At 66.6% G+C, this 25,844-nt stretch carries 26 protein-coding genes; 15 read left to right on the forward strand and 11 right to left on the reverse strand.

The window, feature by feature from the left end; translation table 11 throughout:
- Positions 1–93 precede the first annotated feature (93 nt).
- From MU553_RS15700 to MU553_RS15720, 5 genes are all read left to right on the forward strand, one after another.
- Positions 94–1,386, forward strand: a complete 1,293-nt coding sequence (locus MU553_RS15700) for an amidohydrolase (RefSeq protein ID WP_247379126.1) — start codon at positions 94–96, stop codon at positions 1,384–1,386.
- 129 nt (positions 1,387–1,515) lie between these two features.
- Complete coding sequence (locus MU553_RS15705; protein ID WP_247379128.1) at positions 1,516–2,367, forward strand: hypothetical protein; 852 nt, start codon at positions 1,516–1,518, stop codon at positions 2,365–2,367.
- Between the two features lie 123 nt (positions 2,368–2,490).
- On the forward strand, positions 2,491–3,768 hold the full coding sequence (locus tag MU553_RS15710) for an adenosylhomocysteinase (protein WP_247379131.1): 1,278 nt from the start codon (positions 2,491–2,493) through the stop codon (positions 3,766–3,768).
- 89 nt (positions 3,769–3,857) lie between these two features.
- Complete coding sequence (locus tag MU553_RS15715; RefSeq protein ID WP_247379133.1) at positions 3,858–4,286, forward strand: CBS domain-containing protein; 429 nt, start codon at positions 3,858–3,860, stop codon at positions 4,284–4,286.
- A 59-nt stretch (positions 4,287–4,345) separates the two neighbouring features.
- Positions 4,346–5,134 (forward strand): class I SAM-dependent methyltransferase, encoded by a 789-nt coding sequence (locus MU553_RS15720; protein WP_247379135.1) that lies wholly within the window; start codon positions 4,346–4,348, stop codon positions 5,132–5,134.
- Positions 5,135–5,143: 9 nt separating this feature from the next.
- Here the strand turns inward: MU553_RS15720 and MU553_RS15725 are convergent, their stop codons facing one another.
- Positions 5,144–5,692 carry an iron transporter gene (locus tag MU553_RS15725; RefSeq protein ID WP_247379138.1) on the reverse strand — a complete coding sequence of 183 codons (549 nt, stop codon included), beginning with the start codon at positions 5,690–5,692 and terminating at the stop codon, positions 5,144–5,146.
- Positions 5,693–5,782: 90 nt separating this feature from the next.
- On the reverse strand, positions 5,783–6,679 hold the full coding sequence (locus MU553_RS15730) for an EamA family transporter (RefSeq protein ID WP_247379140.1): 897 nt from the start codon (positions 6,677–6,679) through the stop codon (positions 5,783–5,785).
- A 118-nt stretch (positions 6,680–6,797) separates the two neighbouring features.
- Here MU553_RS15730 and hjc point away from each other — a divergent pair, with 118 nt between their 5' ends.
- Positions 6,798–7,325: a Holliday junction resolvase Hjc gene (hjc, locus tag MU553_RS15735; RefSeq protein ID WP_247379142.1), complete on the forward strand. Its 528-nt coding sequence runs from the start codon at positions 6,798–6,800 to the stop codon at positions 7,323–7,325.
- On the opposite strand, the gene MU553_RS15740 is transcribed toward hjc, so the two are convergent.
- Complete coding sequence (locus MU553_RS15740) at positions 7,322–8,005, reverse strand: SWIM zinc finger family protein (protein ID WP_247379144.1); 684 nt, start codon at positions 8,003–8,005, stop codon at positions 7,322–7,324. The two genes, hjc and MU553_RS15740, sit on opposite strands and share 4 nt — an antisense overlap.
- A 78-nt stretch (positions 8,006–8,083) precedes the next feature.
- Between MU553_RS15740 and MU553_RS15745 the strand changes: the two genes are divergently transcribed.
- Positions 8,084–8,353: a DUF7472 family protein gene (locus MU553_RS15745; protein WP_247379146.1), complete on the forward strand. Its 270-nt coding sequence runs from the start codon at positions 8,084–8,086 to the stop codon at positions 8,351–8,353.
- A 1-nt stretch (position 8,354) separates the two neighbouring features.
- Here the strand turns inward: MU553_RS15745 and priL are convergent, their stop codons facing one another.
- Positions 8,355–9,455 carry a DNA primase regulatory subunit PriL gene (gene priL, locus MU553_RS15750; protein WP_247379148.1) on the reverse strand — a complete coding sequence of 367 codons (1,101 nt, stop codon included), beginning with the start codon at positions 9,453–9,455 and terminating at the stop codon, positions 8,355–8,357.
- A gap of 224 nt (positions 9,456–9,679) precedes the next feature.
- Between priL and MU553_RS15755 the strand changes: the two genes are divergently transcribed.
- The gene (locus MU553_RS15755) at positions 9,680–9,955 is read left to right on the forward strand and encodes a hypothetical protein (RefSeq protein ID WP_247379150.1); all 276 of its coding nucleotides are present in this window, start codon (positions 9,680–9,682) and stop codon (positions 9,953–9,955) included.
- 52 nt (positions 9,956–10,007) lie between these two features.
- Here the strand turns inward: MU553_RS15755 and MU553_RS15760 are convergent, their stop codons facing one another.
- The 3 genes from MU553_RS15760 to MU553_RS15770 form a co-directional block, all read right to left on the reverse strand.
- On the reverse strand, positions 10,008–10,622 hold the full coding sequence (locus tag MU553_RS15760; RefSeq protein WP_247379151.1) for an alkaline shock response membrane anchor protein AmaP: 615 nt from the start codon (positions 10,620–10,622) through the stop codon (positions 10,008–10,010).
- Positions 10,623–10,684: 62 nt separating this feature from the next.
- Entirely contained in the window at positions 10,685–12,529 is a 1,845-nt protein-coding gene (locus tag MU553_RS15765) for a formate/nitrite transporter family protein (protein ID WP_247379154.1), read from the reverse strand.
- An 89-nt stretch (positions 12,530–12,618) separates the two neighbouring features.
- Complete coding sequence (locus MU553_RS15770; protein ID WP_247379156.1) at positions 12,619–13,362, reverse strand: DNA polymerase sliding clamp; 744 nt, start codon at positions 13,360–13,362, stop codon at positions 12,619–12,621.
- A 238-nt stretch (positions 13,363–13,600) separates the two neighbouring features.
- Here MU553_RS15770 and MU553_RS15775 point away from each other — a divergent pair, with 238 nt between their 5' ends.
- The 4 genes from MU553_RS15775 to MU553_RS15790 all read left to right on the forward strand — a co-directional run bounded on the left by MU553_RS15775 (position 13,601) and on the right by MU553_RS15790 (position 18,229).
- The gene (locus tag MU553_RS15775) at positions 13,601–14,221 is read left to right on the forward strand and encodes a hypothetical protein (protein ID WP_247379158.1); all 621 of its coding nucleotides are present in this window, start codon (positions 13,601–13,603) and stop codon (positions 14,219–14,221) included.
- A 30-nt stretch (positions 14,222–14,251) separates the two neighbouring features.
- Positions 14,252–14,815 carry a hypothetical protein gene (locus MU553_RS15780; RefSeq protein ID WP_247379161.1) on the forward strand — a complete coding sequence of 188 codons (564 nt, stop codon included), beginning with the start codon at positions 14,252–14,254 and terminating at the stop codon, positions 14,813–14,815.
- Positions 14,816–14,859: 44 nt separating this feature from the next.
- Complete coding sequence (locus MU553_RS15785) at positions 14,860–15,630, forward strand: 23S rRNA (uridine(2552)-2'-O)-methyltransferase (protein WP_247379164.1); 771 nt, start codon at positions 14,860–14,862, stop codon at positions 15,628–15,630.
- A 211-nt stretch (positions 15,631–15,841) separates the two neighbouring features.
- A complete protein-coding gene (locus tag MU553_RS15790; protein WP_247379166.1) occupies positions 15,842–18,229 on the forward strand; it encodes a methyl-accepting chemotaxis protein in 2,388 nt (795 codons plus the stop codon).
- A gap of 3 nt (positions 18,230–18,232) precedes the next feature.
- On the opposite strand, the gene MU553_RS15795 is transcribed toward MU553_RS15790, so the two are convergent.
- Both MU553_RS15795 and MU553_RS15800 read right to left on the reverse strand, forming a co-directional pair.
- Positions 18,233–18,931 carry a queuosine precursor transporter gene (locus MU553_RS15795; RefSeq protein WP_247379168.1) on the reverse strand — a complete coding sequence of 233 codons (699 nt, stop codon included), beginning with the start codon at positions 18,929–18,931 and terminating at the stop codon, positions 18,233–18,235.
- Entirely contained in the window at positions 18,921–19,097 is a 177-nt protein-coding gene (locus tag MU553_RS15800) for a ribbon-helix-helix domain-containing protein (protein ID WP_247379170.1), read from the reverse strand. The genes MU553_RS15795 and MU553_RS15800 overlap by 11 nt, the downstream gene beginning before the upstream one ends.
- Positions 19,098–19,267: 170 nt before the next feature.
- Here MU553_RS15800 and MU553_RS15805 point away from each other — a divergent pair, with 170 nt between their 5' ends.
- Positions 19,268–20,188, forward strand: a complete 921-nt coding sequence (locus MU553_RS15805) for a formate/nitrite transporter family protein (RefSeq protein ID WP_247379172.1) — start codon at positions 19,268–19,270, stop codon at positions 20,186–20,188.
- Positions 20,189–20,197: 9 nt separating this feature from the next.
- On the opposite strand, the gene MU553_RS15810 is transcribed toward MU553_RS15805, so the two are convergent.
- Positions 20,198–22,447 carry a twin-arginine translocase subunit TatC gene (locus MU553_RS15810; protein WP_247379174.1) on the reverse strand — a complete coding sequence of 750 codons (2,250 nt, stop codon included), beginning with the start codon at positions 22,445–22,447 and terminating at the stop codon, positions 20,198–20,200.
- 126 nt (positions 22,448–22,573) lie between these two features.
- On the opposite strand from MU553_RS15810, the gene tatC reads away from it, so the two are divergent.
- On the forward strand, positions 22,574–24,154 hold the full coding sequence (tatC, locus tag MU553_RS23645; protein ID WP_282594336.1) for a twin-arginine translocase subunit TatC: 1,581 nt from the start codon (positions 22,574–22,576) through the stop codon (positions 24,152–24,154).
- A 54-nt stretch (positions 24,155–24,208) separates the two neighbouring features.
- Positions 24,209–24,853 (forward strand): histidine phosphatase family protein, encoded by a 645-nt coding sequence (locus MU553_RS15820; protein ID WP_247379176.1) that lies wholly within the window; start codon positions 24,209–24,211, stop codon positions 24,851–24,853.
- 6 nt (positions 24,854–24,859) lie between these two features.
- On the opposite strand, the gene larE is transcribed toward MU553_RS15820, so the two are convergent.
- Positions 24,860–25,756: an ATP-dependent sacrificial sulfur transferase LarE gene (gene larE, locus MU553_RS15825; RefSeq protein ID WP_247379178.1), complete on the reverse strand. Its 897-nt coding sequence runs from the start codon at positions 25,754–25,756 to the stop codon at positions 24,860–24,862.
- Positions 25,757–25,844: the final 88 nt, after the last annotated feature.

The raw sequence follows: 25,844 nt of genomic DNA on the forward strand, positions 1-25,844 counted from the left end.
CTGGTCGTCGTCACGCGCGGGCAACTGCTTTTCGCACGCGGAACCCCAGACAGACCCGGTGGATTAACGCACCCGGCCGCGAAAGCGAGCGGTATGACCACGCTTCGAATCGCAGACGGGCAGGTGCTCCGCCCGGACATGACGATCGAACGCGCCGACGTCCTCGTCGACCAGGACGCGGGGACGATCCTCGACGTCGGCGACGTCGACGAAGGTGACGTCGGCCTCGACGCCGAGGGCGACCTCGTCATTCCCGGCCTCGTCAACGCGCACACCCACGTCGCGATGACGCTCCTGCGAGGATATGCCGACGACAAGCCCCTCGACGCCTGGCTCCAGGAGGACATCTGGCCCGTCGAGGCCGAGCTCACGGCCGAGGACGTCCGCGTCGGGACGCGCCTGGGCGTCCTGGAGATGATCCGCTCCGGGACCACCTGCTTCGCGGACATGTACTTCGACATGCCGGCGGTCGCCGAGGTGGTCGAGGAAACCGGGATGCGAGCCATGCTCGGGTACGGCGCCATTACGGTCGGCCAGGACGACGAGGCGGCTCGCCAGGAACTCCAGGACAGCCTCGCGTTCGCGAAAGAGTACGACGGCGCGGCCGACGGCCGCATCTCGACGGCGTTCAAGCCCCACTCGCTGACCACCGTCGGCGAGGAGTACTACCGGGAGTTCGTCCCGGAGGCGAACGAAGCCGGTCTCCCGATCCACTTCCACGCTAACGAAACCGAAGGGGAAGTCGACCCGCTCGTCGACGAGCACGGGGAACGACCGCTCGAGTACGCCGACGACGTGGGCCTGCTCGGCGAGGACAGCTTCATCGCCCACGGCGTCCACACCGACGCGACCGAACACGAGCTGCTGGCCGAACGCGGCACGGCGGTCGTCCACTGCCCGGCCTCGAACATGAAACTCGCCAGCGGCATGGCGCCGGTCCAGGACATGCTCGACGCGGGCGTCACCGTCGGCCTGGGCACCGACGGCGCGGCCTCGAACAACGACCTCTCGATGTTCGACGAGATGCGCGACGCCGCGATGCTCGGCAAGCTCGCGGCCGACGACGCCAGCGCCGTCGACGCGCCGACCGTCGTCGAGATGGCGACCCAGGGGAGCGCGGCCGCCATCGGCGTCGACTCGGGCCGCATCGAACCAGGCGCGAACGCCGACCTCGCCGTGATCGACCTGGACGAGCCACGACTCACGCCGGGTCACGACCTGGTGAGCCACCTCGCCTACGCCGTGACCGGCTCGGACGTGCGCCACACGGTGTGTGACGGCCAGGTGCTCATGCGTGACCGCACCGTTCTCACGCTCGACGAACAGCAGGTCGTCCAGGACGCCACCGAGCACGCACGGGCGCTCGTCGACCGCGCAGAGGAGTAGACCAGGTCGCCGATTAAACGCCGAGATCCGTTTGTAAACGATATAAACGCTTCTACGACAGTTTTGGAGCGTCTGAACGGGGTGAACGGGAATCCGGGTTTATACTGGTAAGTTCCATGCAACCAAGTGATGAGTTCAAGACGATCACTGCTCGCACTCGCATCGGTTGCACTGCTGGTCGCGGCGGCCGTCGGACCGGCCGCGGCGGCGTCCGGACCGACCGCTGTCGAGTCGACGAACGCGCTCGCGATCGCGGGGAACGACAGCACAGACGCGACCGACGGCACGAACACCACAGACGAGAACGAAACCGACGACGACACTAACGAGACGGAGTTCGACGGGAACGAAACCGACGTCGAGGAGAACGAAACGAAGGACAACGAGACAGAGTTCGAAGCAGATCCGTTCGGCCTCATGCTGGGCGAGTACAAGGAGCAGCTCCGCGCTGAGCTGACCAGCACGAACGACACGAACAGCACGAACGAGACGGAACTGAGCGACCAGCCGCTCGGCCGCATGATCGCGTCGTTCGTCACGCAGCACAACCCCGGGAACGCGCCCGCCCACGCCGGCCCACCGACACACGCCGGGCCGGAAGGCGATGACGACGAGAACGAAACCGACGACGACCGCCGCGGCCCGCCCGAGTTCGTCGAGGGAGACGAAGATGAGAACGAAACCGACGACGACCGCCGCGGTCCGCCCGAGTTCGTCGAGGGAGACGAGGATGAGAACGAAACCGACGACGACCGCCGCGGCCCGCCCGAGTTCGTCGAAGATGACGACGAGAACGAAACCGACGACGAGAACGAAACCGACGACGAGACGGAGACGGAGACGGCAACGACCGAGGAGTCAGCGTCCGCTGCGGAAGCCGAAAACGATGACGACGAGGGAGAGCCCGACGAGGAAGAGGACGAAGAGAGCGGCAACGGCCCGCCCGCGAACCGCGGGAACGGCAACGGACGCGGTCGCTGAAGCTGAGCGGCGCGATCAGGCGGAACGGTCACGCGAACGGTCTCTTTCTGCGGGACGCGACGATCGGCGCACCTGTTGGGTCGGTTCGGCAGTGTTTTGAACGCCCTGTCCTTTCGTCCGGCAATGACTGCGCCGATCAGCGAGACGCTCGACGACGTCGAAACCGCCCGACAGGAAGGGCGGCGAAAGATCGACTGGGCGCGCGAACACATGCCCATCATGGCCTCGCTCCGGGAGGACTTCCAGGACGAACAGCCCTTCGCGGGCGAGCGCATCGGGATGGCGATGCACGTCGAAGCGAAGACAGCCGTCCTCGCGGAGACGCTGGCCGAAGGCGGCGCGGAGGTCGCCATCACCGGCTGTAACCCGCTCTCGACCCACGACGACGTGAGCGCCGCCCTCGACGCCCACGGGAACGTCACGTCCTACGCCGAGCGTGGGGTCGACGACGACGAGTACTACGCGGCCATGGAAGCCGTCATCGAGCACGAACCGACGATCACCGTCGACGACGGGATGGACCTCATCGCCGCGATCCACGAGGACTACCCCGAGCTCATCGACACCATCGTCGGGGGCTGTGAGGAGACCACCACGGGCGTCCACCGCCTGCGCGCGATGGACGACGACGGCGCCCTGGAGTACCCAGTGTTCGCCGTCAACGACACGCCGATGAAGCGCCTGTTCGACAACGTCCACGGCACCGGCGAGTCCTCGCTCGCGTCGATCGCCATGACGACGAACCTCTCCTACGCCGGCAAGACCGTCGTCGTCGGCGGCTACGGGGACTGCGGCCGCGGCGTCGCCAAGAAGGCCGCCGGCCAGAACGCCCGCGTCATCGTCACGGAGGTCGACGCACGCCGCGCCCTGGAGGCCCACATGGAGGGCTACGAGGTCATGCCCATGCGCGAGGCCGCCGCGGAGGGCGACGTGTTCATCACGACGACGGGCAACCGCGACATCATCACCGAGGAGGACTTCGAGGTCATGAAAGACGGCGTCCTGCTGGCCAACGCCGGCCACTTCGACGTGGAGATCGACCTCGTCGCCCTCGAAGAGATGGCCGAGGAAGTCACCGAACCACGCGACGGCATCGAGGCGTACGTCATGCCCGACGGGCGCGAACTGAACGTGCTGGCCGAAGGCCGCCTGGTCAACCTCGCGACGCCGGTCGCGCTGGGCCACCCCGTCGAGGTCATGGACCAGTCGTTCGGCGTCCAGGCCGTCTGCGTCCGCGAACTGGTCGAGAGCGGCGAGGAGTACGCCGCCGGCGTCCACGACGTGCCCGACGACCTGGATCGAGAAGTCGCCGAGATCAAACTCGCCGCCGAGGGCGTCGGCTTCGACGACCTGAGCGACGCACAGCGCGAGTACATGGGCTCCTGGCAGCACGGAACTTGACTCGAATCGCACTTCCCCAGCAGACAGCCCGCTTCCGCCGGAGTCAGCACGGTCAACACTGTTAACTCTCGGTCCGTGGACAGGGGACCATGATCGACATTCCCGTGGCGAACGTGATGACCCGCGGTGTCGAAACGATCACCGGGGAGGAGACCGCGGCTGGAGTAGCGCGCCGGTTCGCCGAGAGACAGCTCGGATCGCTCGTGGTGGTCGACCCTGATTCCGGCACGCTGACGGGAATCGTCACGGAATCGGACGTCATCCAGCAGGTCGCAGCGAACGGTGACATGGAGACGGTGCCGGTGTCGACGTTCATGAGCGCGCCGGTCGTCACGATCGAGAGCACCGAACCGATCCACGCCGCGGCAGACCTGATGAAACGACACTCCATCCGCCGCCTGCCAGTCGTCGATGGCGGCCAACTCGTGGGTATCGTGACGACGACGAATCTGACTCACTACCTGCCCAAGCTTCGAAACACGATTCTTCGGGAGCGAGGCACGAACCAGAACCGCTGAGGCGCGGCGGTGAGGTGTCACGCCGATTGCTTTTTGCCCGCGGCCGCGAACCGCGTCGTATGACCGGCGGGAGCGAGTCGACGAACCGGTGGAACGCGGCCGACTACGACGACGATCACGCCTTCGTCTTCGAGTACGGCGAGAGCCTCCTCGACCGCCTCGATCCGCAGTCCGACGAGCGCGTCTTGGATCTGGGCTGTGGCACCGGCCACCTGACGGCCGAGATCGCCGACCGCGGCGCGACGGTACTGGGCGTCGATCAGTCAGCAGCGATGATCCGAGAGGCCCGCGAGAGCTATCCCGACCTGGCGTTCGAGCGGGCCGACGCCCGCACCTTCGTCCCCGACGAGTCGTTCGACGCAGCGTTCTCGAACGCGGCACTCCACTGGATTCCGGACGGAGACCAGGACGACGTTCTGGAGACGGTGCGGGACGCTCTCGTCCCCGGCGGCCGGTTCGTCGCCGAGATGGGTGGCGCGGGGAACGTCGACCGCGTCGTCTCCGCGACGCGCGACGCGCTGCACGACCGGGGTTACGACGTGCCTAACCCCTGGTACTTCCCGACTATCGGCGAGTACGCACCGCGGCTGGAGACCCACGGGTTCGAGGTTCGGCGGGCAGTGCTGTTCGACCGCCCGACGGAACTGGAGGGTGGCGAGGCCGGCCTCAGAAACTGGCTGGGGATGTTCGGCGACAGCCTGTTCGCGGACCTCGCGCGCGAAGAAATCGACGAGGTCGTCGCTGCCGTCGAAGATCGACTCCGCTCCGCGCTGTTCGACGAGAAAACCGAAACGTGGACGGCCGACTACCGTCGCCTGCGATTCGTCGCGGTTCGCCGTCCCGGGTGATCGGGCCGACTACTTCCGGCCGGGTTCGATCTCCACGTTCTGGAAGTGCGCTTCGATGGGTTCGTCGAACCGCTCGCCGTTCTGTTCGTCGTGCCGCGGGAACGCCGGCGGGTCGAGTTCGATCGTGATCTCGTAGGTGCCCGCACCGGGCAGTTCGAAGTTCCGTCCGTAGTGGAGGAGCCCCGGGTGCCACACGAACGGAACCTCCATCGGACCGGTCTGGTTGCCCTCCTGGTCGGTCAGCGTCGCGCGCGGGGACATCTCCGGCAGGAACCGACCGGTTTCGGTCTCGGCGACGAGGACTTCGAGGTGACAGTTCTGATTCTCGGCGGGTTCTTCCCACTGGAGGGCACCGTCCCGCACGTGATACAGTCCCTCGGCTTCCTCCTGGGCGAACCCGACGACGTAGTCACCGACCTCCGTCATCGCGCCGGTGTGAGCCACCTCGTCGACCATGTGCTTTGCAGCCCGTTGGTAGGCCTCGCCCTCGTGACGTGCCAGTTCGAGGTGTCGCTCGTCGACCTCCTCGCTCGGTTGTAGCGTGTGTTTCCCGCTCATCTCCGGACCCACACCGACTTCGGGACCGACAGGGAAAAACCGCAGGACGACGTGCTGATTGGTCGCAGTTCGACTGTGAGTCGGTTGCGGTCAGACCGTCACTAACACGGCACCGACGACCACGAGCGCGGCACCCAGAACGACGCCTCTGGTGACCCGCTCCACGTCCTGCAAGAGGAACGCCGAGAAGACAGTCGTAAACAGCGGCGCCGTCGCGGTCAACGGGTCGACGATGGCGACTCGGCCGGCTTCCATGGCCAGCGCCGCGAAAAAGGACAGGAGCGCGACGGCAGTCAGCAGCCCGCTCCCCGTGAAATAGCGGTAGGAAGCCCGGGGTGCCGAGAGCACGTCGGTGCGTCCCTTCGCCAGCGCGTACCCGGCGAGCGCGACGAACGCCGCCGTCTCGTTGATGGCGACGGCCTGCAGCGGCGTCGCCCCCGTGTCCACGAACCCGTATCGGCGCAGGACGTTCCCCATCGCGAAGACCGCCGCCGCGCCGACCGGGAAGAGGATGTCACGGGGCTGCCAGCCCGAAACGTCGCCGCCCTTGGAGTAGGTGAGCGCGACGAGTCCGCCCACGAGGACGACGATGCCGACGCCGGTCAGCGGCCCGAGCGGTTCGCCCAGCGCTGCGACGGCGAGCAGCGTCGCGAACAGCGGCCGCGTGCTGATCCCCGCGCTATTGATGCTGGCACCGACGCGCTCGACGCCGGCGAACACGAAGATACGCCCCAGCGCCGTCCCGAACAGCCCAGCGACGGCAAACGTCGCGACGAGCGGGAGCGTCAACCCGGAGAGCGGGTCCGGCCAGGAGCGCACCAGGAGCGCCAGCCAGTACAGCGTCGAGTCCACGACGACGACCACGAGCGCCGCCTGGAGGGAACTGCCGCCGGCTGACATCCCCCGCTTGTCGAGGATCGGGCCGAAGCCCCAGAGCACGGCCGGCAACAGCGCCAGCGCGTAGACGACAAGCGGCGTCTCCGTCACGCGAGCAGCCACCCGTGTTTCATGCGTCCGACACTGTGGCCGGGAGGAGCAAGTGGGTTGCGTTCAGTTTCACTGCGGTTGCGTGTTGCTTTTTGCCTCCCCCGGTCAAGCCGAGAGCATGTCGAGCAACCGAAAGGGAGATCGCAGAGAGCGCGAACTCGTCAACGCGCTCGACGAGTCCGGGTTCGCCGTCATGCGCGCTCCCGCCAGCGGGAGCGCCACCGAGCGGGAACTCCCGGACGTGCTGGCCGGCGACGGCGAGACCTTCTACGCCATCGAGGCGAAATCCTCTGCGGGCGACCCCATCTATCTCGAGGGGAGGGAGATCGAAGCGCTCCTCTTTTTCGCCCAGAACTTCGGCGCGAAACCACGCGTCGGCGTGCGGTTCGACCGCGAGGACTGGTACTTCTTCCATCCCGGCGACCTCTACACGACCGACGGCGGCAACTACCGGGTCAAAAAGGAGACGGCGCTCTCCGAGGGCGTCGACTTCGCCGAGTTCGTCGGCGACTCCCAGAAGGTCACGCTCGCCGAGGCCGCCGACGCCGCCAGGAGTGACGACGAAGACGACGAAGACGCGCGCGAAGTGCTGGAGGCTCTAGAGCGCGGCGACATCTCCGTCGACGACGCCGTCGCGATGCTCTAGTCGAGCAGCGCCGCGTCCTCGCTGTGGTCCAGCCGCGAGTAGGGGAACGCGTACGTTCGGGGGTCGTCCCGCCGCGCTGCGTCACCGAGGTACACCACCTCGACGACGAGGTCCTCGGCCGGGTAGCCCTCGTTCGTCGCGAAGTCGGCGATCGTCTGTCCGACGGCTTCGACGACGTACTCGTCGGCGCGCTCGGGCGTGACTCGCGTGACGACGAGGCGGTCACCGGCTCGCGGTTCACTTCGTTCACCGCTCGCGTTTTCCGAGGCCTCCCCGAGGTCGGCCTCGCCCGTTTCCCTGTCCCGGACGATGTCCCCGGGTTCGAGCCGGCAGTCGTCGCACAGCGGCGGGTCGGACAGTTCGGGCACGAACGATTCGGTCGCACAGACCGCACAGTCGGCGACTTCCTTACCGGGCGGCGGCACTAGCTCCTGGGTGACCTCGATGGCGACGCGCCGGAGGTGTTTACACTGGACGCCGCGGTACTGGTGGTCTGGACAGGTACAGCGCTGGCCGGGCAGGTCGACGCTGTAGCTGTGGTCCTCGTGTGTCTCGACGCGATAGACGCCGCCACCGAGCGGGACGACGGCCATCGGCTCCGTCCACGCGCGGACGGCGCGCTCGTCGAGTTTCCGGAGGTCCGGTGCAAGTGCAACTTTCGGAGAACGTACCTGTGACATAGCGCTCAGGACGCGGCTGTGTTCTCGTGCGTCCAGTCGAAACGTAGGTTCTGGAGCTACCTAAACCGCTCGCCCGCCGTGGAATCGGGCGGACGCGACGGCATCGAAGCCCTTTTGCACTGGCCGGGGAAAGCCGCGGACATGGAAATCGAGCGGGAGACAGTCGTCGAGGCCGCCGTCTCGTTTGTGGCCGTGCTAGTCTTCATCGGCGCTGTCGCCCTCGTCGGTATGGAGTTTCAGACGAACGGCGGGATCAGCGAGACCGGTGGCCTGGCCATCGTCGGGGCGATCGTCGTCTTCGTGTTCGTGATGGCCGGCGTCGGCGTCTGGTTCGCCTCGCAGGAATAGTTCAGTCGGCCGCCTCTTCTTCCTCGTCGCCGTCCTCGCGCCAGTCAGTGAGTTCCTCGTCGTCGGCGTCGTCGATCCGGTGTTCGTAGTAGTTCAGGGGATGGGACTCGTTGATGACGTCCTCGCAGATGTCGTCTTTCCCGATACAGTCACCGTACGACTGCATGGTCGCACACGCCGGCGTCGAGTACTCGGTGGGACTCGTGTCCCCGCGGATGTGGTCGACCTGATAGCGCGTCTGTTCCTCGCCGAATCCGGGGTTCACCTCGAACAGTTCGACGATCTCGTCGGTCGTCATGCCGATGCTCGTCAGGAACGCCGCGATGGCGAACCGCGAGTGGTGTTCGAGGTGTTCGCCCTTCTGGACCTTGTCGAGCAGGTGTTTCATACACGGCGGGAACAGGTCCGGGACGACCGTGTCGATCTCCCGCGTGAGGTCCAGGTCGTCCAGCAGTTCGCGAATCCGCTCGACTTCCTCGGTGAGTTCGTCGGCGATCTCGTCGGGCACCTCGAACGGCAGGCCGTCCGTGACGCGGCGCTGGACCGCCCGCCGAAGCAACACGAGCAGTTCGTCCTGGTCGATGGGGACCTGCCCGTCGCTGAGCGGCCGGTTGACCAGCCGCCACTCGTCGCCCCACTCGCCAGCGGCGTGTTCGAGATACGGCCCCACGTCGATGCGATACTGCCCGTCGTCGGCCTCGCCGACCTCGTGGACGCTGTCCTGCAGGTCGAACTCCGCGAGCAGCGTCTCCAGGTCCAGCCGCTCGGTTCTGGTGCTCTGGAACTCCGTCGTCGTCGCGAGTTCCTCGGAGAACCGGTCGTAGGCCGCCCGTGCTTCCGCGCGACTGTACCGTCGCAGGAGAATGTGTTGGTCGACCAGCGAGACGAGCACGCGCGCCACGGGATAGGACAGCAGTTCCACGCGCGTCCGGCGGTGTCGCTCGCCGATCGTTCCCTCGGTGATCGCCCACTCGATACGTTCCAGCCCGCGCTCGACGACGGCGTCCTCGCTGGCGACGAGGTCTGCCAGGTCGACGCCGGCGGCCTCGACGGCACCGCGTGCGGCCGACAGGAACGGGTAGCGGGCATGGAGCGCCTTCATCGGACACAGGGTTGCGACCCAGCCAGAATAAACCCGGCGGTCTGAAAGACCCGAATCGATCACGGGTTCGAAGCCAGCGTCCGCGTGGTGAATTCACGACTTGCCGGGCCACGCCCGACACGAAGCAGTCGAGCGTGAACAGCGATCGAGTCGGCGCACGGAGCGAAAGTATCCCTTACATTTGCCGGCCGTTCCCACTTCCAGCGGGACGGGCAATCGCCGATATGTCGGAACCTCACTCGGTCAACGAAGTCGAACAGGGAGATGACTACTATCACGTTCGCTACCGAGACCCGGACGACTTCGACGAGATCCGGACGCCGGACTGGGCGGAGAACGCCGCCAGTTCCGTCGTCACGGGGAGCGAAGTCCGTACCGGCGACGAAACGGGTAACGAGGACTGGGCGGTCCAGAGCGTACTCATACCGGTGGATGCAGTGAGCGAGGAATCGGACGCGAAAGAAGCCGCTCGCCAGATCGTCGACGAAATCGAATCCTGACGGCGAGTCTGGCGCGACTGCGCAGCGGGGATCGAATCGCTCCTGAGAACAGTTACTCCCCGCGGCGCTCGTCGATCTCGGTCAGGAACTCCTCGGTGCTGCCGCCGTCACTGACCATCGACTTGTAGCGGCGAAACTCCGACTGGGAGACTTCGACGCGGCGGGTTTCGCCTTCCTTCTCGATTTCGAGGGTGACCCGTCCGTGCGGGCTGTTGCGCCGGCGGAAATTCGCCAGCGCGACGAACACGAACCACAGCGCGACGAAGCCACCGAGGAAGTAGACGATGGCCGTCTCGAAGACCAGCGGGTCGGACGACGTGATCCAGTGGGTGGGATACGCGTACGAGAACAGCCAGACGCCCGCCGTCGAGATCGCAGCGCCGGCGACGACACCCAGCTGCTGGCGTCGCTTCGAGGGGAGGACGGCGACGACGCCGAGCAGGATGGCCGGCCCACCAAGCCCGGCGAGGACGCCGGCGAGATGCTTCGCTGCCAGGGGGTCACGGAGCCCGAAGACGGCGGCCAGCGGCGTCGTCACCACCAGCAGTGCCGCCACGAGCGCCCCCGCACCGGACAGGGACAGCCCAGCGCCGAGCGCCACACGGCGCGGGTCCCGCCCGTCGCTGTCCCCACGTTTATCACTGTATGCCTCCGAGAGGCTCGGCATACCCCAGTATGGTCGTTCCACCTACATAACGCTACGTCAGACGCACGCGTGACGGAGCGTCGTCACCGTCGCCCGAACAGTCGGTCACGGAGGCTCCGCGGCGTGTCTCGTTCGGCGAGGAGCACCGAACAGTCGACGTCGTGAACGACGTCGAACGTGAGCGAATCGTGGACGAGTCGGGAGAGCAGGCCCCGTTCCGTCGCACCGAGGATCACAAGCGAGTGGTCGCGGGCCTCGCGAGCGATCGCGCGCTCGATGTCGCCGGAGGTGTCGACCGTGCGGACGGCGTCTTCGATGTCGTGTTCACTGGCCCAGTCGGCGAGGAACCGTTCGCCGACCTCGCGTTCGTCGTCGCCGTCGACGACGTGCAACAGGGAGAGGTCGGCGTCCACGGCCGACTGGAGCGTGCGTGCGATCTCGGCGCTCAGGTCGCAGTTGTACCCGTCTTCGGTCGGCAGCAGGATACGCGAGGTGTCCAGGTCGCGGTTCTTGAGAACGAGAAAGTCACAGGGGAGTTCCCTGGTGAGATCGGAGAGCGACCGGTTCGCGCGGGCCGCCCCCCAGAGCCGATCGTCGCCCCACTGCATCAACACGAGGTCGGCCCGTTTTCGCGTCGCGATGTTGAAGATCTCCTCGAACGAGCGGTGTGAGACGACGGTCGACCCGTCGTAGTCCACGTCGTACGCCGCCGCGATATCTCTGATTTCCGACATCAGCTCGTCGGACTTGTCGATGATGCGGCGGCTCTGGGCGGCCCCGTAGCCGCGCGTGCGGTCCGGAACCTGCACGATGTGGACCGGGTGGACGACGGCGTCGTCCTTCTGGCTGGCGAGCGTACAGGCGAACTCGACGAGTTGGGTCTCGGTCCGTGGGTTCGAGATCGGCACGACGACGCGATACGGGCCGTCCGAATCCGGCGCCGTCGCCTCGGCCGTGTCGATGAGCGGCACGTACGAGCGGCCGACGAGCCCTCCGTACAGCCACTCGGAGATCGACAGCTGTCGTTCGGCCCCGTCGAAGCGCGCCGATTCGAGGCGGCGCTCGGTCGTCTGGAAGTAGTTGACGACGGTCACCAGCACGACGCCACCGATCGTGTTGCCGAGCAGGACGGGGAGGACGAACTCGAGGAGGCCGACCGTGAACGCGAGGTCGCCGTGCAACACCAGGTACGTCATCTCGGTGAACGACACCACGGAGTGATACAGTCCGCCCAGCGGAATGGCCAGGAACGCGAGGTACACGACGACGAGCCGCGAGATCGTCTCGCGAGCAGCGTACTCGACCCAGACGACCCCGGCGACGATCAGCCCCGCGAACGCCGCCTTCGAGAACAGGCTCCACCAGGGCGTGTCGATGCCTTTCTGTGCGATGGACGCCGCGGCTGCCGCGGCCTCGGGCGAGAGGACGCCGCCGAACACGAGCGCGACCGCCCCGAGCGCCCCACCGGTGAAGTTCCCGATCAACACGACCGTCCAGTTGCGCAGCAGCGCCGGAATGCTCGCCAGACGTTCGAGCGTCAGCGCCACGGGCGGGAGCGTGTTCTCGGTGTACAGTTGATAGCCACCGATGATGATGTAAATGAACCCCAGCGGATACAGCATAGCGCTCACCACTGGATCGCCGCCGGTCGTGGCCAGCAAAGAGACGTACAGCAGGAAGGTGATCGTGATGGCGAAGCCAGCCGCGAGGGCACTGAAAAACAGTTCGCGGCTCCCGGAGGTGATCTCCTCGTCTGCGGCCGCGACGATCCGCTGGAACACTTCGTCCGACGAAAAGCGGTCCCGAACGACGCGTCCGACCGCCGGCGCACCACTGCGAGAGCGCTCGACGGCTTCGCGGACGGACTCTTCGGAACCAGGCCCGCCAGCCCCGCCAGTTCCGGAGTCACGCCCATCAGTCTCACTCATCGTCTGGGCTTGTCGAGAGACGAACTAAGCGTTTGGCATCACACGTCGACAGAACCGGTGTAAACCGACCGACGGGAAAACGGCGCCGACTACTCGCTCTGGATACGGGGCGCGAGCATGTAGGTGACCGTCCCGTCGCCTTCGGCGATGTCGAAGTGCATCTTGACGGGGAACTCCTCGCCGAGTTCCATCTCGATCTCGGCGTCTTTCGGGATGGCCTTGTTCATGTCCTTGAGATAGTCGAGCGAGAACAGCGAGTGGGCGTTCCCCGCGACGAGATCGATGAGGTCCTCGCGGCCGAGTTCGAAGTGGACGTCGTCGGTGTCGCCCTCCGCGTCGACGTAGAACACCTCGTCGCCGGCTTCGACGCCGAGCGCGATGTGGTCGGACACCATGTCGGCGGCCTTGACCGCGCGGTCGATGTCTTTCCCTTCCAGCACCACGTCGGCGGGCAGGTCGAGGTCGGGCAGGTCCGGTTCCTGGCGGATCGAGTCTGGGTCGATCAGCGCGAGGGTCCCTTCGAGGCCCTCGATCTGGACGTGGAGCTTGCGGGTCTCCTCGTCGAGTTCGAGGTGAATGAGCTGTCCGGCGTCGGCCATGCCCGCGAACTCTTCGAGGCGAGAGAGATTGACGCCGATGGTACCTCCATCTGTTTCGTAGGATTCGAAGGCCGCAGCGTCGAGTCGGAGGTCGACCATCCCCACGTTCGCCGGGTCGACCGCCCGGATCTCGATGCCGTCCTCCGTGAGGTGGATCTTGCACTCGTCCACCAGCACACTCACGGAGTCCAGCGTCGTCCGGAGCGTGTCCGCACTCACGATGGCGTTGAACATCTTGGCACCCGCTACGCCCCCATCTCTTAAAAAGTCCCGTCTTTCCGCTCGCGCGCGCACGACTGCTGGTAGCGAATCGTTACCGTGCAGCCAACGTGCCACGTACCTCGGAACGATCACGGACAGAGACCGAACTGGCCCGCGACTAGGTGTTCGTCACCCAGCCTCCGCTGGGTTTGCAGGCCAGGTAGCCCCGGAAATCCGAATTCTTAGGCGACAAAACGGTGGACCAGCCCTGATGGCATCACCATCCGGCGGTTCGGCCCACTCCCGGCGGACAGTGCTTCGGCATCTCGGTATCGGCGTCGGTGCGCTCGCGGCGTCGACGGGACCCGCGGCCGCACAGGAGCAGGGAATCACGAGCCGAGCAGTCATTCCGGAGCAAGAACAGTTCCCCGTCGAGGAACTCCCGGGGTTTTTCATCCACGTGAACCCGGACACCGCGCCGCTGAAGGCGCAGGTGTCCGACCAGTGTGAGTACGCCACCTGGCCCCCCGAGCAGTCGCGCTCCTACGACGTCTGGCTCATCGGCCGGAAAGCCAACGAACACGGCTCACAGAAGACGACGCTGTACGTCGCGGACGATCGAACGATCCCCGGCGGCGCACTGTACGTCGTCAACAACGCCACGCAGTGTGCGGCGGGGTACGTCGGCATCCAGATCGAACAGTTGAACCGCGAGGGCAGCGGCGTGCTCGGAACGCGAAACGCCGAGGCGGACCCGGCCGCAGGCGTGGCGGCCGAGGACGGCGGCAGCGGCGACGACAGTACGGGCGTCTTCGGGCCGGGGTTCGGCGTGCTGGGCGCACTGAGCGGGTTGCTCGGCGGTGGCTGGCTCGCCCACCGACGCAGGGAGTAACGTTTCCTGTCAGGACTCCGAAGGCGGGCTATGAGCGAGGAGACGACCCACGAGCGCATGCAGCGGTACGAGGTGCTCGCCGAGAAGGAACGGGAGTTTCGCAAGCAGAAAACCACGGTCCTCGACGACGTCGGCGAGGAGTTGATCGACGCCGTCGAGCAGGCGATCGAAGGCGCCGGCGTCGCCATCGAGGTCGACAGTACGTCGCGGGACGGCACCCACCAGACGCTCCGTGCGCGCCTCGACCGCGCAGCGCTCGTCGCCGCTGTCACGACCCACCTTCCGGACGGCTTCGTCGTCGAGCACGTCAACGACGACGGCACGCTCACCGTCCAGTGGGACGAACGCGAGGGCGTCTCGGAGGGCCGGCGCGCTGCAGCCGTCCTGAAGGCCATCGTCGCCGAGGAGACGACGACCGACAGAGACGGCCTCTTCGTCGAGGTGCCGACCCGCGAGCAGGTCGTGACGCGAGCGACGGCCCTCGGCATCGACGAGGACCTCGCCGAGCGACGGCTGGCCCACCTCTCGGACATGGACGTCGTCGACGTCGTCGAAGACGAGGTGTACCCGGACCGAAACTTCTCGAAGTTCTAGTTCGACACCCGTTTACCGCTCGACCGGGTACGTACGCCAATCAGATGTCGGGAAAGGACAAATACTACAACAAGGCCAAACAGGAGGGGTATCGCGCCCGCTCGGCCTACAAGCTCAAGCAACTCGACCAGCAGACGGGGTTACTGGGAGACGGCCGGACGGTCGTCGACCTCGGTGCCGCGCCCGGCGGATGGCTCCAGGTCGCCGCCGAAGAAGTCGGGAGTCGCGGCACGGTCGTCGGCGTCGACCGCCAGCGCATCGACCCGCTCGAGGACGCCGACGCCACGGTCGAACTCGTTCGCGGTGACATGACCGACGAAGACACCAAAGCGGAGGTCATCGAGCGCGTCGGGAAGGCCGACGCCGTCGTCTCGGACATGGCACCGAACATGACCGGCGAGTACAACGTCGACCACGCCCGGTCGGTCCACCTCGCTCGCCAGGCGTTCGAGGTCGCCCTGGACGTGCTCGACACCGGCGGCGACTTCGCCGCCAAGGTGTTCGACGGCCAGGACGTCGACCCGCTCAAAGAGGACGTCGACGCGGAGTTCGAGTACGTCCGCGAGGTCCGCCCGGACGCCTCGCGCGATTCCTCCTCGGAGCTCTATCTCGTCGCGAAACACCGCCTGACCGCCCCGGTCAGAGAAGGCGATCAGGTGGAAGTGACGATCGAAGACATCGGGAGCGAAGGCGACGGCATCGCCAAAGTCGAGGGATTCACGCTGTTCGTCTCCGGCGTCGAGGAGGGCGACACCGTCGAGGTGCGCGTCGACGACGTGAAACCGAAGTACGCGTTCGCCCAGCCACTCGACTAACCGACCCCCGGTCTCACGACCGAACCGGTCACTGAACGTCGCACCTAGTTTTCAGCGCTGAGAATCCGAGAGGTAGTTTATTCAAACGGTGTCGAAAACCGTTCGCCATCCTGAAATGAGATTCAGTTCGGAAATATTGAAGAAACTCGGATTGAAGTTAACAATTCTGCTGTTAGTGTGTAGTTTAGTACCTCTTGGCGTGACGACGTTCATGGCGGTCACCGAGGCACAGGGAGCGTTGGCAAACAGCTCGGAGGCCAAGATGGCAGCCGAGGTCGGGAACGTCGCCGAGAACGCGGAGATGCGTTCGGAGCTCTCTCGGAGCCAGGTGCAGGCCGTTCGAGAGCATCCGGCGGTCCGAGACCTGGTCGCTCACCGCTACGGAAACGAGACGATCGAGGAGCGAGCCGACCAGTACGAGCAGGGAGCGGCGTACGCGAGCACGCTGAACGAGACGCGCGAGTACGAACGAACGTACGAGTTCTTCGACGAGTTCGCGCTGCAGAACACCGATATCGACTCGATCCGCGTGTTCTGGCGAGACGGCAACGTCCTGGCAGGGTACAAGCGCGGCAACCCAGTCAGGCAGGACTACAAGTGGGACAAAGCGTGGTTCCGGACCGTGATGGACGATGACGCGGTCGACGACGACGAAGTGTACGTTTCCGCGATCAACGTCGCCCGGTCGACGGATTCGCCGACCATCCGGTACGCGATGCCCATCCACGTCGACGGCGAGCGAGTTGGGGTCGTCATTATCAATTACGAGTCTACGCCGCTCACGAAACCGGTCACCCACCTCGACCTCGGAGAGGAGGGGTACGGGCTGTTCGTCGATCCGGACTACACGAACGCGGAGGGCGAACAGTTGGGTGCTGCGTATCTAGCCAACGAGCGCGATCCCTCGCTGGCGTTCAACGAGTCGGCCGCGGGCAACCTCACCATCCCGACGGATGAGTTGGTCGGCATGGACGGGACGTTCACATTCACGGACGGGGGAACTACCTGGCACGTCCAGTACGAACAGGTGGAACTCGCGGGCGGCCGAACCTACTACGCCCTGGCGGTGGAGCCGATGTCCCAGATCCTCGCCAGCTCGCGGGCCATTCGCGAGAAAGGGATACTCGTCGGCGGCATCTCCGGTGTTATCGCCATCGGGCTGGGACTGATCGTCACCCGACGACTCGTCACCGGCCCGATCACGCGACTCACGCGAGACGCCGAGGCCGTCGCCGACGGCGAGATGGACCACGAGATACGCACCTCAGACACGAGTGCGGAGATCGGCAGACTCACGCGCTCTGTCCAGCAGATGAAGGGGAACGTCGTCGACGCGCTGGAACAGGCCGACGAACAGCGTCGCGAAGCCGAAGCCAGTCAGGACGAAGCCAGGGAGCAGCGCCGGGAGGCCCAGGCCGCAAAGGAGCAGGCCGAGCAGCTCACCGCCCACCTCGAAGCCCAGGCCGAGACCTACGAGTCGGTGATGCGCGCGTGCGCCGACGGCGATCTCACCCAGCGGATGCGTCCGGACGACGAGAACGAGGCCATGCGCAGCATCGCCGAGGCGTTCAACGACATGGTCACCGACTGGGAGCGAACCGTCGCGGAGATCCAGACGTTCGCGGCCGACGTCGCGGAGTCGGGCAATGAGGTCCAGCACAGCACGGACAGCGTCCGGGACGCCGCCGGCGAGGTGAGCGAGTCCGTCCAGGCCATCGCCGACGGCGCACGCCAGCAGAGCGAGAACTTAGAGCAGGTGTTAGACGAGATGAACGACCTCTCGGCGACCGTCGAGGAGATCGCCTCGACCGCCGAGACCGTCGCCGACACCTCCCAGGAGACCGCGACCGTCACCCGCGAGGGGAAGCAGGCGGGAGAGCAGGCGCTCGACGAGATGCGCGGCGTCGAGGACACGGCCCACCGCACCGTCGAACGCGTCCGGGCCCTCGACGACCAGATGGAGCGCATCGGCGAGATCACGGGCGTCATCGCCGACATCGCCGAGCAGACGAACATCCTCGCGTTGAACGCCAACATCGAGGCCGCCCGCGCCGGCCAGGACACCGACGGCGAGGGCTTCGCCGTCGTCGCCAACGAGGTCAAACAGCTCGCCGAAGAGACCCAGTCCTCGGCGGCCGAGATCGAATCGGTCATCGCGGACGTGAAAGCCCAGACGGACGACGTGGTCGCGGACGTCGTCGAGACCGAAGACCGAATCGCCGACGGCGTCGAGACCGTCGAGACTGCCGTCGACGCCTTCGAGACCGTCGCGGAGAACGTCGACGCCACCGACAGCGGCGTCCAGGAGATCGACCGCGCGACCGGCACGCAAGCGGACTCGACCCAGGAGATCGTCGTGACCGTCGAGGACGTCGCGGCCGTCAGCGAGGAGACGACCGCCGAGTCCGACAACGTGGCCGCGGCGGCCGAAGAACAGAGCGCGACCCTCGAAACGGTCGCCGAAACGACCCGCACCCTCGCAGAGCAGGCCGCGGACCTCGAAGCGCTGCTCGGGCAGTTCGAGGTCGATCAGGACGGCACGGCAGACGGTGCGATCGGCAGTGAGACGTCAGTTGCAGCAGACGGCCGCGGCGACTAATCGTCAGTCAGCGACCGTCGGTTCTGCCGCCCCCGACTCCCGCGAGCGGACGGCCCCGACCACGAGATAGACGAAGGGCGTGTCCACGATCGCGACGAGCAGTTTGAAGACGTACTGGCCGACCATCAGCGAGATCGCCAGGTCCAGCGGCATGCCCTGGAAGACGACGAACGCGATCGTGACGAAGATGACCGTGTCCAGCAGCTGGCTGGTCGCCGTCGACCCGATGTTCCGGAGCCACAGCGCGTCGCCGTCCGTGAGTTCTCGGATGCGATGGAACACGAGCACGTCCCAGTTCTGACTGACGAGGTACGCCACCAGACTCCCGACGACGACGCCAGTGCTCGCGCCGAGCACCTGCTGGAAGGTGCCGGCGGCCACGGGCGAGTTCCGAGCGACCGGCGCCGCGATCGTGGACCAGACCAGCAACAGGAGCACGAAGTTCATGACGAAGCCGACGTTGACGACGACCTGCGCCGCCCGCTTGCCGTACAGCTCCGTGTAGCAGTCCGAGGCGAAGAAGGTGAGCGCGTAGGCGAGTGCTGCGCCGGGCAGGACGAGCGCCCCGCCGGCCAGCGGTAGCTCGAACGGGATGCCGAAGGACAGCACCTTCGAGGCGGTCACCTGCGCGGCGACCAGCGCCGTAATGAACAGCGAGACGAGCCCGACCTGCGCGACCGAGGGATGGGTGTTACTGCTCATCGTCGAGTCGTCCGTGACGTGCATCGATTTCGTCGAGCTGATCCAGCGTCTTCCGAATCGAGGCGCGGATCGCCTCGCTGCGGTTGACGAACTTGCCGCCGCCGCCGACGTGGTCGTCCAGATCGTCGAGCAGTTCCTGGGGCACTTCGACGCTTATCTTGGGCATATCCCAGTGTTATCGGACCCGTCCTAAATCGGTATCGAACAGCCCAGATAGCTGGGAGCTGTCGCTGAGCCTGCTTCCTGCGCGGGAGGCCAGTCTCAGAAGCGGGTGCAGGGAGTGGCAACTGCCCGACGTAACGTAGTTTGATTGGCGAGAACGTTGACCCACGGACCATGGATCCTGGGTCCGACCCCGGGGGCGATGTGGACGGCGACGCCGCAACAGCGGAACGAGACGATCTCGACCCCAGTCGCGCGCGGTCAGCAGTGAACACGGATCCCGACCGGTTCTCGACGGACGAGATCTTCCATCGGGTCGTGATGACGGCGTTCCACGAAGTCAGCGCCCGTAGGAGAGCGCTCTATCTCAGCGGCCTGTCCGCCGGGTTGGCGATCACGGTCACCTTCTTCGGGTACGCGACGGTGCGAACCGCCACCGCGCCCGACCCGACGGGACTGCTCGGCCCGCTGTTGTACCCGCTTGGGTTCCTCTACATCATCCTGGGTCGCTACCAGTTGTACACGGAGAACACGCTGACCCCGGTGACGCTCGCGTTGACCCGGGTGTGCAGCGTACCAGCAGTGTTACGCGTCTGGGTGCTCGTGCTGGCGGGGAACGTCTCCGGGGCGGCCGTCGGCGCGTTCGTCCTGGCGAACACTGGGGTGTTCGACGCGGCGAGTGCGACCACCGCGGCACAGCTCGGACGGGGCGGCATCGAGACGCCGTGGTGGGACCTCGTGTTCAAAGCCGTGTTCGCCGGCTGGCTGGTCGCCGGCGTCGTCTGGCTCGAACACGCCGTCCGGGACTCCATCGCGCGAGTGCTGCTGGTGTACATCGTCATCTACACCATCCCGGTGACCGGCCTGTACCACGTCGTCGTCAGCGTCTGTGACGTGGCGTACCTCGTGTTCCTGGGTCGGGAGAGCCTACTCACCGGCCTGTGGGAGTTCGTGATCCCGGTCCTCCTGGGCAACACGCTCGGCGGCGTCTTCCTCGTCACCGTACTCAACTTCGGCCAGCTCAGCCGGACCCTCCCCGCCGAGATCTCGCGACAGCAGACGCTATCCCTGCGAGCGTGGCTGTTCGGCAAGTGAGCGAGCGCGTCAGTCGGCGGTCGCCTGCTCCGGTTTCGGTCGCCCGCGCCGACCGCCGAACGTGATGAGCCACAACAGCAGGAGGCCGACGAGGAACGCGACCGTCGCCGGGACGGCCAGCAACAGCATCGTGAACACGCCGCGGGGCGAGACGAACGCCGCGACGGCGAAGACAGTGACGACGACCTGTCGCCAGTACCCGACCATGGTGTGATAGGAGAGCACGCCCCCGAGGTGGAACAGCACCATCGAGACCGGGATCTCCGCGATCAGGCCGATCCCGACCGTCGTGTAGATCACCAGCCAGCCGAAGTTGTTGATCCGGTAGGCGATGATCATGTTCGACTGGACGACGTCGGCCGCCAGCCAGGAGATGATCGACGGGGCGACGTAGAGGAAGCCGAGCAGACTCCCCCCGACGACGCCCAGGATGAGCGACCCGCCCCAGACGAGCATGACGCGCGGATCACCGCGGACGAGGCCGCGCTCTTTCAGCGCCGGCCACGCGTAGTACAGTACCAGCGGAATGGTGACGACCGCCGCCAGCAGCGTCGAGAACTTGATCTCGAAGATGAGCGCCTCGACGGGGTGGAGCGTCACGATCTCGACGTCGGGCTGGAGCCCGGCGGGCATCTGGCTGAAGAACGTATTCTTGACCTTCCTGATACCGCCCGTGTACAGCCAGCCGAAGGTCCCGGCCAGCACGAGCATGAACAGCCCGACGATGCGGAACGCCTTCGAGGTGAGCGACTCGAGGATGAAGGCGACGTCGTAGTAGTAGCCGCCGATGTCCTCCTCGGTCGTCTCGTCCTCGGTGAAGGCGTTCATCATGCCGGCGGCCGTCTCGGTCATCGTCCCGCTGCCGCCGTCGTCGCCGCCCTGTCCGCCAGCGCCTGCGGCCGCGCCCGCTGCCGCACCGCCGGCCGCCGCGGCCGCCTCCTCTCGGGCTTCGACCTGTTCCTGGACCTCGTCGAAGCGGTCCAGGATCGCCTGGGCCTTCTCCGGGTCGTCCTCGTCCATGGCCTCGCGGGCGTACGCGAGCGACTCCTCTTCGGACATCTCCTGGAACGCTTCCGGGGGTGCGGCCCGGACGCCGCCGGCGGTGAGGTTCTCGACGTCGATCGCGGCGGGCGAGCCGGCGCTGGCGGGTGCCGCCGGGCTGCCGTAGGCGGCTCGGTCGGCCTCGCTCAGGGATTTCATCACCAGAGAGAACAGGACGATCCCCGTCGCGACGAGCGCGACGACGACGGCCGCGATCCCGGCCGCGATCTCGTCGGGGAGACCGGTCGCCTGGCCCAGGGTCGCGACCTGGAAGCGATACTCCGCGGGGAGTTGGCCGAGCGCGCGGTTGACCAGTTCGACTCCGCCGCGCGCGAAGAAGGCGTAGACGCCGACCAGCGCGAGGAAGGCGACGCCGGCGACGACGTTCCAGCGCTCGCGGACGACGCCGGTCACGTCGACTTGGTCGCTGCTCCGCTTGGCGATGGTGACGAGTTTCGCCATCTGGAGACTGAACGCGTAGAGGAGAACGAGCGGGATCGCCCACATGACCTGCGTGAACGGGTCCGGCGGCGAGAACAGCGCGCCGAACACGAAGATGCCGACCACCGCGTAGCGCCACTTGTCGCGGAAGGTCTCGTACCGGACGATGCCGGTGTAGGACAGCGCGCTCATCACGAGCGGGAGTTGGGCGGCCAGCCCAAACGAGATAGTCAAGAGGAAGATGAACTGCGCCCACTTGACGATGGAGTAGGTGGGCTTGAACCCGACCTGCACGGCGTTGGTCGCGAGGAAGTTGAACATCAGCGGGAAAAAGAGGAAGTAGGCGTAGGAGACCCCGGCGATCAGCAGGACGACCGCGAGCAGGAGGATGACCGCGAGCTTCCAGCGGGCGACGCGCTCGCCGGGCCAGTACCCCCGTCGCCGCAGGGCGTCCCGCGAGAACCAGATGAACACGGGGATCGCCAGCAAGAGCCCGACGACGAGCCCGATCTTCACCTGCAGGAGGATGACGTCGAACGGCGTGATGGCGACGACCTCCGTCTGACTGCGGACGTAGTCGGGCATCCGGCGGAACAGGTCATCCTTGAGCATTCCCCAGACGAACCGGCGCAACACGTAGATGGTCCCCATGAGGCCGATGACGGCGACGATAAACACCTTCTGAAGGTCGGACTGGGCGGCCGAAAGCATCGCTCCGACCGTTTCCCGACCGCTCTGGATACTCTGACGGGTGTCATCACCGACGGCCCCAGACATTGTCGTGCCAGAGGTTACTGGTTGGCTGTTATCAACCTTTTTGAAACGGGCAGCGACCGGTTGGCCTCAGTGACAGCCGACTGGAAAAGAAGGCTTACAATACCTGACGAGCAAATCCGACGCAGAATGAGCGACGGCGACTCGGGACCCCGGCCGGAAACCGACAGCGAGGGTCCCGAGCCACCGGACGACGACTCTCACACACGCCCGGACGACGCAGTCGAGGACCATCCGGAGACCGGACCGGACGTCCCACCGGACGAAGAGTCGGCCAGTCCACAGGAATCCGAGGCGGTCACGCCGACCGAAGAGCACAACCAGGTGACGGTCCCAGGCGAGGAACCGGCCGAAGCCGCCGGAGCGCCGACTGGCGAGCCGACACCGGCCCCAGGGGGCGCGGGACCGGAGCCCGTCGACACGCCCGGTGTGACCGGCGGTGAACCCGGCGGCCCACCGGGCGGCGCGCCGGCGTCGACGCCCGGCGCACCCGACGACGAGGAGATGCCACTGACCGCTCACATCGAGGAGATGGTCCACCGGCTGGGCGTCGTCCTCGTGGTGATGGCCATCGTCGCGGGGATCGCCTTCCCCTTCGCCGACCGGCTCATCAACTTCCTGTGGTTCTCGCTGCTGCCGGGCGTCGCCCAGCAGTGCCCGCCGCCGACCGGCACCAGCCCGGCTGCGTCGGAGGCGGCCTGTCCGCGCGTCTACCACCCGCTCGCGCTGATGCTCGCGCGGCTCAAGGTGGCGACGCTGGCCGGCTTCATCGTCGCCCTGCCCGTCTTCGTCGCCGAGACGTACCTGTTCATGCGCCCCGGCCTGTTCCCCCGCGAGCGGAAGTACTACCTCGCGGCCGTCCCGACGAGCGTCGTCCTCGCGGGCATCGGCGTCGCGTTCGCGTTCCTGCTCGTCCTGCCGGCAATCTTCACGTACTTCCTCTACTACTCCGAAGACGCGGCGGTCATCGCCTTCGGCCTGTCCGAGACGTTCAACCTGATGGTGATGATGCTCGGCATGTTCGCCTTCATCTTCCAGATTCCGCTGTTCGTGATGCTGGCGATCATGATGGGCGTCACGACCCGCCGGTGGCTGGAAACGCGACGCCTCTACTTCTGGGGTGGCTTTCTGACGATCGCCTTCTTCTTCAGCCCCGATCCGACCGGCATGGCACCGATCATCGTCGGGCTGACGATGGTCATCCTCTTCGAGGGGACGCTGGGGCTGCTCCGGTGGACGGGCGAAGGGTCGATGGCGCCCGGCGCCGCGGAGTTCGAGACGCTCCGGCCGCTCGTCTGGCTCCTCGTCGCGGCCGCCGGCTATCTGGTGAGTCCGGCCCCGATCCCGCGAGGGTACTACGACCAGTTGCCGGCCGTCGTCGTCGACGCCACGACGGCGCTCGGGCTGGGTGACGCGATTCCGGTGCTGATCGGCGGCGGGCTGCTCGTCCTGTTCGAGGGGGCGAACTACCTGCTCCGACGGGTCGACGGACCGCTCGCCGTCCGACGACTCCTCGCGAAAGTCAGGGTGCCCGTCTGGCTCGGCTCCGTCGTGGTCGGCTATCTCGCGAGCCCGAACCCGACGCTGCTCCGAGCCGCGGACGTCTCACCGCTGAGCACGATGGAGTCCGCCCTCCTCGTCGTCGGGCTCATCGTGTGGTACGAGCTGCTGTTGCTGGTGGCCAAGCGGCGCGGACGGCGCAACCGGTGACAAATAGGACCGTGAGGTGAACCCTCATCCGGGTGGCCGCCCACTGTCTCGCTAATGACGACTGTCGTGTTGCTCCGCCACGGCGAGACCGACTGGAACCGCACCCGGCGCATCCAGGGGTGGGCGGCCTCGCCCCTGAACGACCGCGGTCGCGACCAGGCCCGCGCGGCCGGCCGCTACCTGGCCGACGCGTACGACCTCGACCGCGTCGTCGCCTCCGACCTCCGCCGAACCAGAGAGACGACGGCGCACCTTCGCTCGGCGGGACCGTTTCCGGAACCCGAGTTCACGAAGGGATGGCGCGAACGGTCGTTCGGCGCCCACGAGGGGCTGTCGTACGAGCGCGTCTTCGGCGAGTTCCCCGAACACAACGCCGGCTACGGAATGGTCGGCCTGGAATCGACGCCCCAGCGCGGCGAGAGCCTGCTGGAGGCCCGCGAGCGCGTCATGGACGCCTGGGACGGCCTCCTCGCGGCCGCCGCCCCCGACGACGAGGTGCTGGTCGTCACGCACGGCGGCCCCATCTACGTCCTGCTGGCGGCTGTCCAGGGGACCGACCTGCCGACGGCGCTGAGCGAGTTCGATCAGAGCAACTGCGCGATCAACGAACTCCGGCACGATCACGACAGCGGCGAGACAGAGATTCGGCGGAAGAGCTACTGCGAGTATCGCGCGGCGGACCTCGAACCGGAACCCTGACGGCCGTCAGTTGCCGGTCGGGTACTCGGCGCTGAACACGTCCTCGACGAGCGGTTCGTCGTCCTCGCCGTCGGGACTGACGCTCCCGGTCCGATAGCCGTGCAGGTCCAGCGTCACGTGGTCGAACCCGGCGTCTTCGATGTGGTCACGCGCTGCGCGGACGAAGTCGGGGTCGAGCGCCGTCTCCAGTTCGTCCTCGCCGACCTCGATCCGAGCGAGGCCGTCGTGGTCGCGGACGCGGAACTGTTCGAAGCCCCACGTCCTGAGGATGCGTTCGGCCTTCTCGACGCGGGAGAGGCGTTCTTCGGTGACCTCCAGTCCCGTCGGGATGCGCGAGGAGAGACACGCCATGGACGGTTTGTCCGCGACAGAGAGGTCGTACTGGCGGGCGATCTCGCGGACTTCGGGCTTGGTGATCCCGTGTTCCAGCAGCGGTGAGTAGGCGTTCAGTTCCTCGACGGCCCGGAGGCCCGGGCGGTGGCCCTCGCCGGGGTCGGAGGCGTTCGTGCCGTCACAGACGATGTCGATGCCCAGGTTCCGGGCGCAGTCGTACATCGCCGAGAGGCGCAGGGACCGACAGTGATAGCACCGGTCGTCGTCGTTCTGGACGAACTCGTCGCTCGTGAGTTCCGAAAACTCGACGATCTCGTGACGGATGCCGATCTCGTCCGCGACGCGGTTGGCGTCGGTCAGTTCTTCGGCTGGTAGCGTCTCGCTCTTTGCGGTACAGGCGACTGCGTCCTCGCCCAGGGCGTCGTGGGCCAGCGCGGCGACGACGCTCGAATCTACGCCGCCGGAAAAGGCCACCAGCACGCCCTCGCGGTCGGCGAGGTCGGCGCGAACAGCGTCGAGTTTCTCCGCGACACTCTCCGCATCAACGTCACCTGACTGCTCGGCTGCCATATCTCTCCTTTTCGACGTGGCAGCAAAAGCCCGTTGTCTCGACGCGCGCGCCCTCTCCTCACGCGACCGTCACGTTGGTTTAAATAAC

Source organism: Halorientalis brevis (genome assembly GCF_023077655.1).

Excerpts from the sequence above, each read along its gene's own strand:
- MU553_RS15700 (WP_247379126.1), top strand. The coding sequence starts at position 94 with ATGACCACGCTTCGAATCGCAGACGGGCAGGTGCTCCGCCCGGACATG.
- MU553_RS15705 (WP_247379128.1), top strand. The coding sequence starts at position 1,516 with ATGAGTTCAAGACGATCACTGCTCGCACTCGCATCGGTTGCACTGCTG.
- MU553_RS15710 (WP_247379131.1), top strand. The coding sequence starts at position 2,491 with ATGACTGCGCCGATCAGCGAGACGCTCGACGACGTCGAAACCGCCCGA.
- MU553_RS15715 (WP_247379133.1), top strand. The coding sequence starts at position 3,858 with ATGATCGACATTCCCGTGGCGAACGTGATGACCCGCGGTGTCGAAACG.
- MU553_RS15720 (WP_247379135.1), top strand. The coding sequence starts at position 4,346 with ATGACCGGCGGGAGCGAGTCGACGAACCGGTGGAACGCGGCCGACTAC.
- MU553_RS15725 (WP_247379138.1), bottom strand. The coding sequence starts at position 5,692 with ATGAGCGGGAAACACACGCTACAACCGAGCGAGGAGGTCGACGAGCGA.
- hjc (WP_247379142.1), top strand. The coding sequence starts at position 6,798 with ATGTCGAGCAACCGAAAGGGAGATCGCAGAGAGCGCGAACTCGTCAAC.
- MU553_RS15740 (WP_247379144.1), bottom strand. The coding sequence starts at position 8,005 with ATGTCACAGGTACGTTCTCCGAAAGTTGCACTTGCACCGGACCTCCGG.
- priL (WP_247379148.1), bottom strand. The coding sequence starts at position 9,455 with ATGAAGGCGCTCCATGCCCGCTACCCGTTCCTGTCGGCCGCACGCGGT.
- MU553_RS15755 (WP_247379150.1), top strand. The coding sequence starts at position 9,680 with ATGTCGGAACCTCACTCGGTCAACGAAGTCGAACAGGGAGATGACTAC.
- MU553_RS15760 (WP_247379151.1), bottom strand. The coding sequence starts at position 10,622 with ATGCCGAGCCTCTCGGAGGCATACAGTGATAAACGTGGGGACAGCGAC.
- MU553_RS15765 (WP_247379154.1), bottom strand. The coding sequence starts at position 12,529 with ATGAGTGAGACTGATGGGCGTGACTCCGGAACTGGCGGGGCTGGCGGG.
- MU553_RS15770 (WP_247379156.1), bottom strand. The coding sequence starts at position 13,362 with ATGTTCAACGCCATCGTGAGTGCGGACACGCTCCGGACGACGCTGGAC.
- MU553_RS15775 (WP_247379158.1), top strand. The coding sequence starts at position 13,601 with ATGGCATCACCATCCGGCGGTTCGGCCCACTCCCGGCGGACAGTGCTT.
- MU553_RS15780 (WP_247379161.1), top strand. The coding sequence starts at position 14,252 with ATGAGCGAGGAGACGACCCACGAGCGCATGCAGCGGTACGAGGTGCTC.
- MU553_RS15785 (WP_247379164.1), top strand. The coding sequence starts at position 14,860 with ATGTCGGGAAAGGACAAATACTACAACAAGGCCAAACAGGAGGGGTAT.
- MU553_RS15790 (WP_247379166.1), top strand. The coding sequence starts at position 15,842 with ATGGCGGTCACCGAGGCACAGGGAGCGTTGGCAAACAGCTCGGAGGCC.
- MU553_RS15795 (WP_247379168.1), bottom strand. The coding sequence starts at position 18,931 with ATGAGCAGTAACACCCATCCCTCGGTCGCGCAGGTCGGGCTCGTCTCG.
- MU553_RS15800 (WP_247379170.1), bottom strand. The coding sequence starts at position 19,097 with ATGCCCAAGATAAGCGTCGAAGTGCCCCAGGAACTGCTCGACGATCTG.
- MU553_RS15805 (WP_247379172.1), top strand. The coding sequence starts at position 19,268 with ATGGATCCTGGGTCCGACCCCGGGGGCGATGTGGACGGCGACGCCGCA.
- MU553_RS15810 (WP_247379174.1), bottom strand. The coding sequence starts at position 22,447 with ATGTCTGGGGCCGTCGGTGATGACACCCGTCAGAGTATCCAGAGCGGT.
- tatC (WP_282594336.1), top strand. The coding sequence starts at position 22,574 with ATGAGCGACGGCGACTCGGGACCCCGGCCGGAAACCGACAGCGAGGGT.
- MU553_RS15820 (WP_247379176.1), top strand. The coding sequence starts at position 24,209 with ATGACGACTGTCGTGTTGCTCCGCCACGGCGAGACCGACTGGAACCGC.
- larE (WP_247379178.1), bottom strand. The coding sequence starts at position 25,756 with ATGGCAGCCGAGCAGTCAGGTGACGTTGATGCGGAGAGTGTCGCGGAG.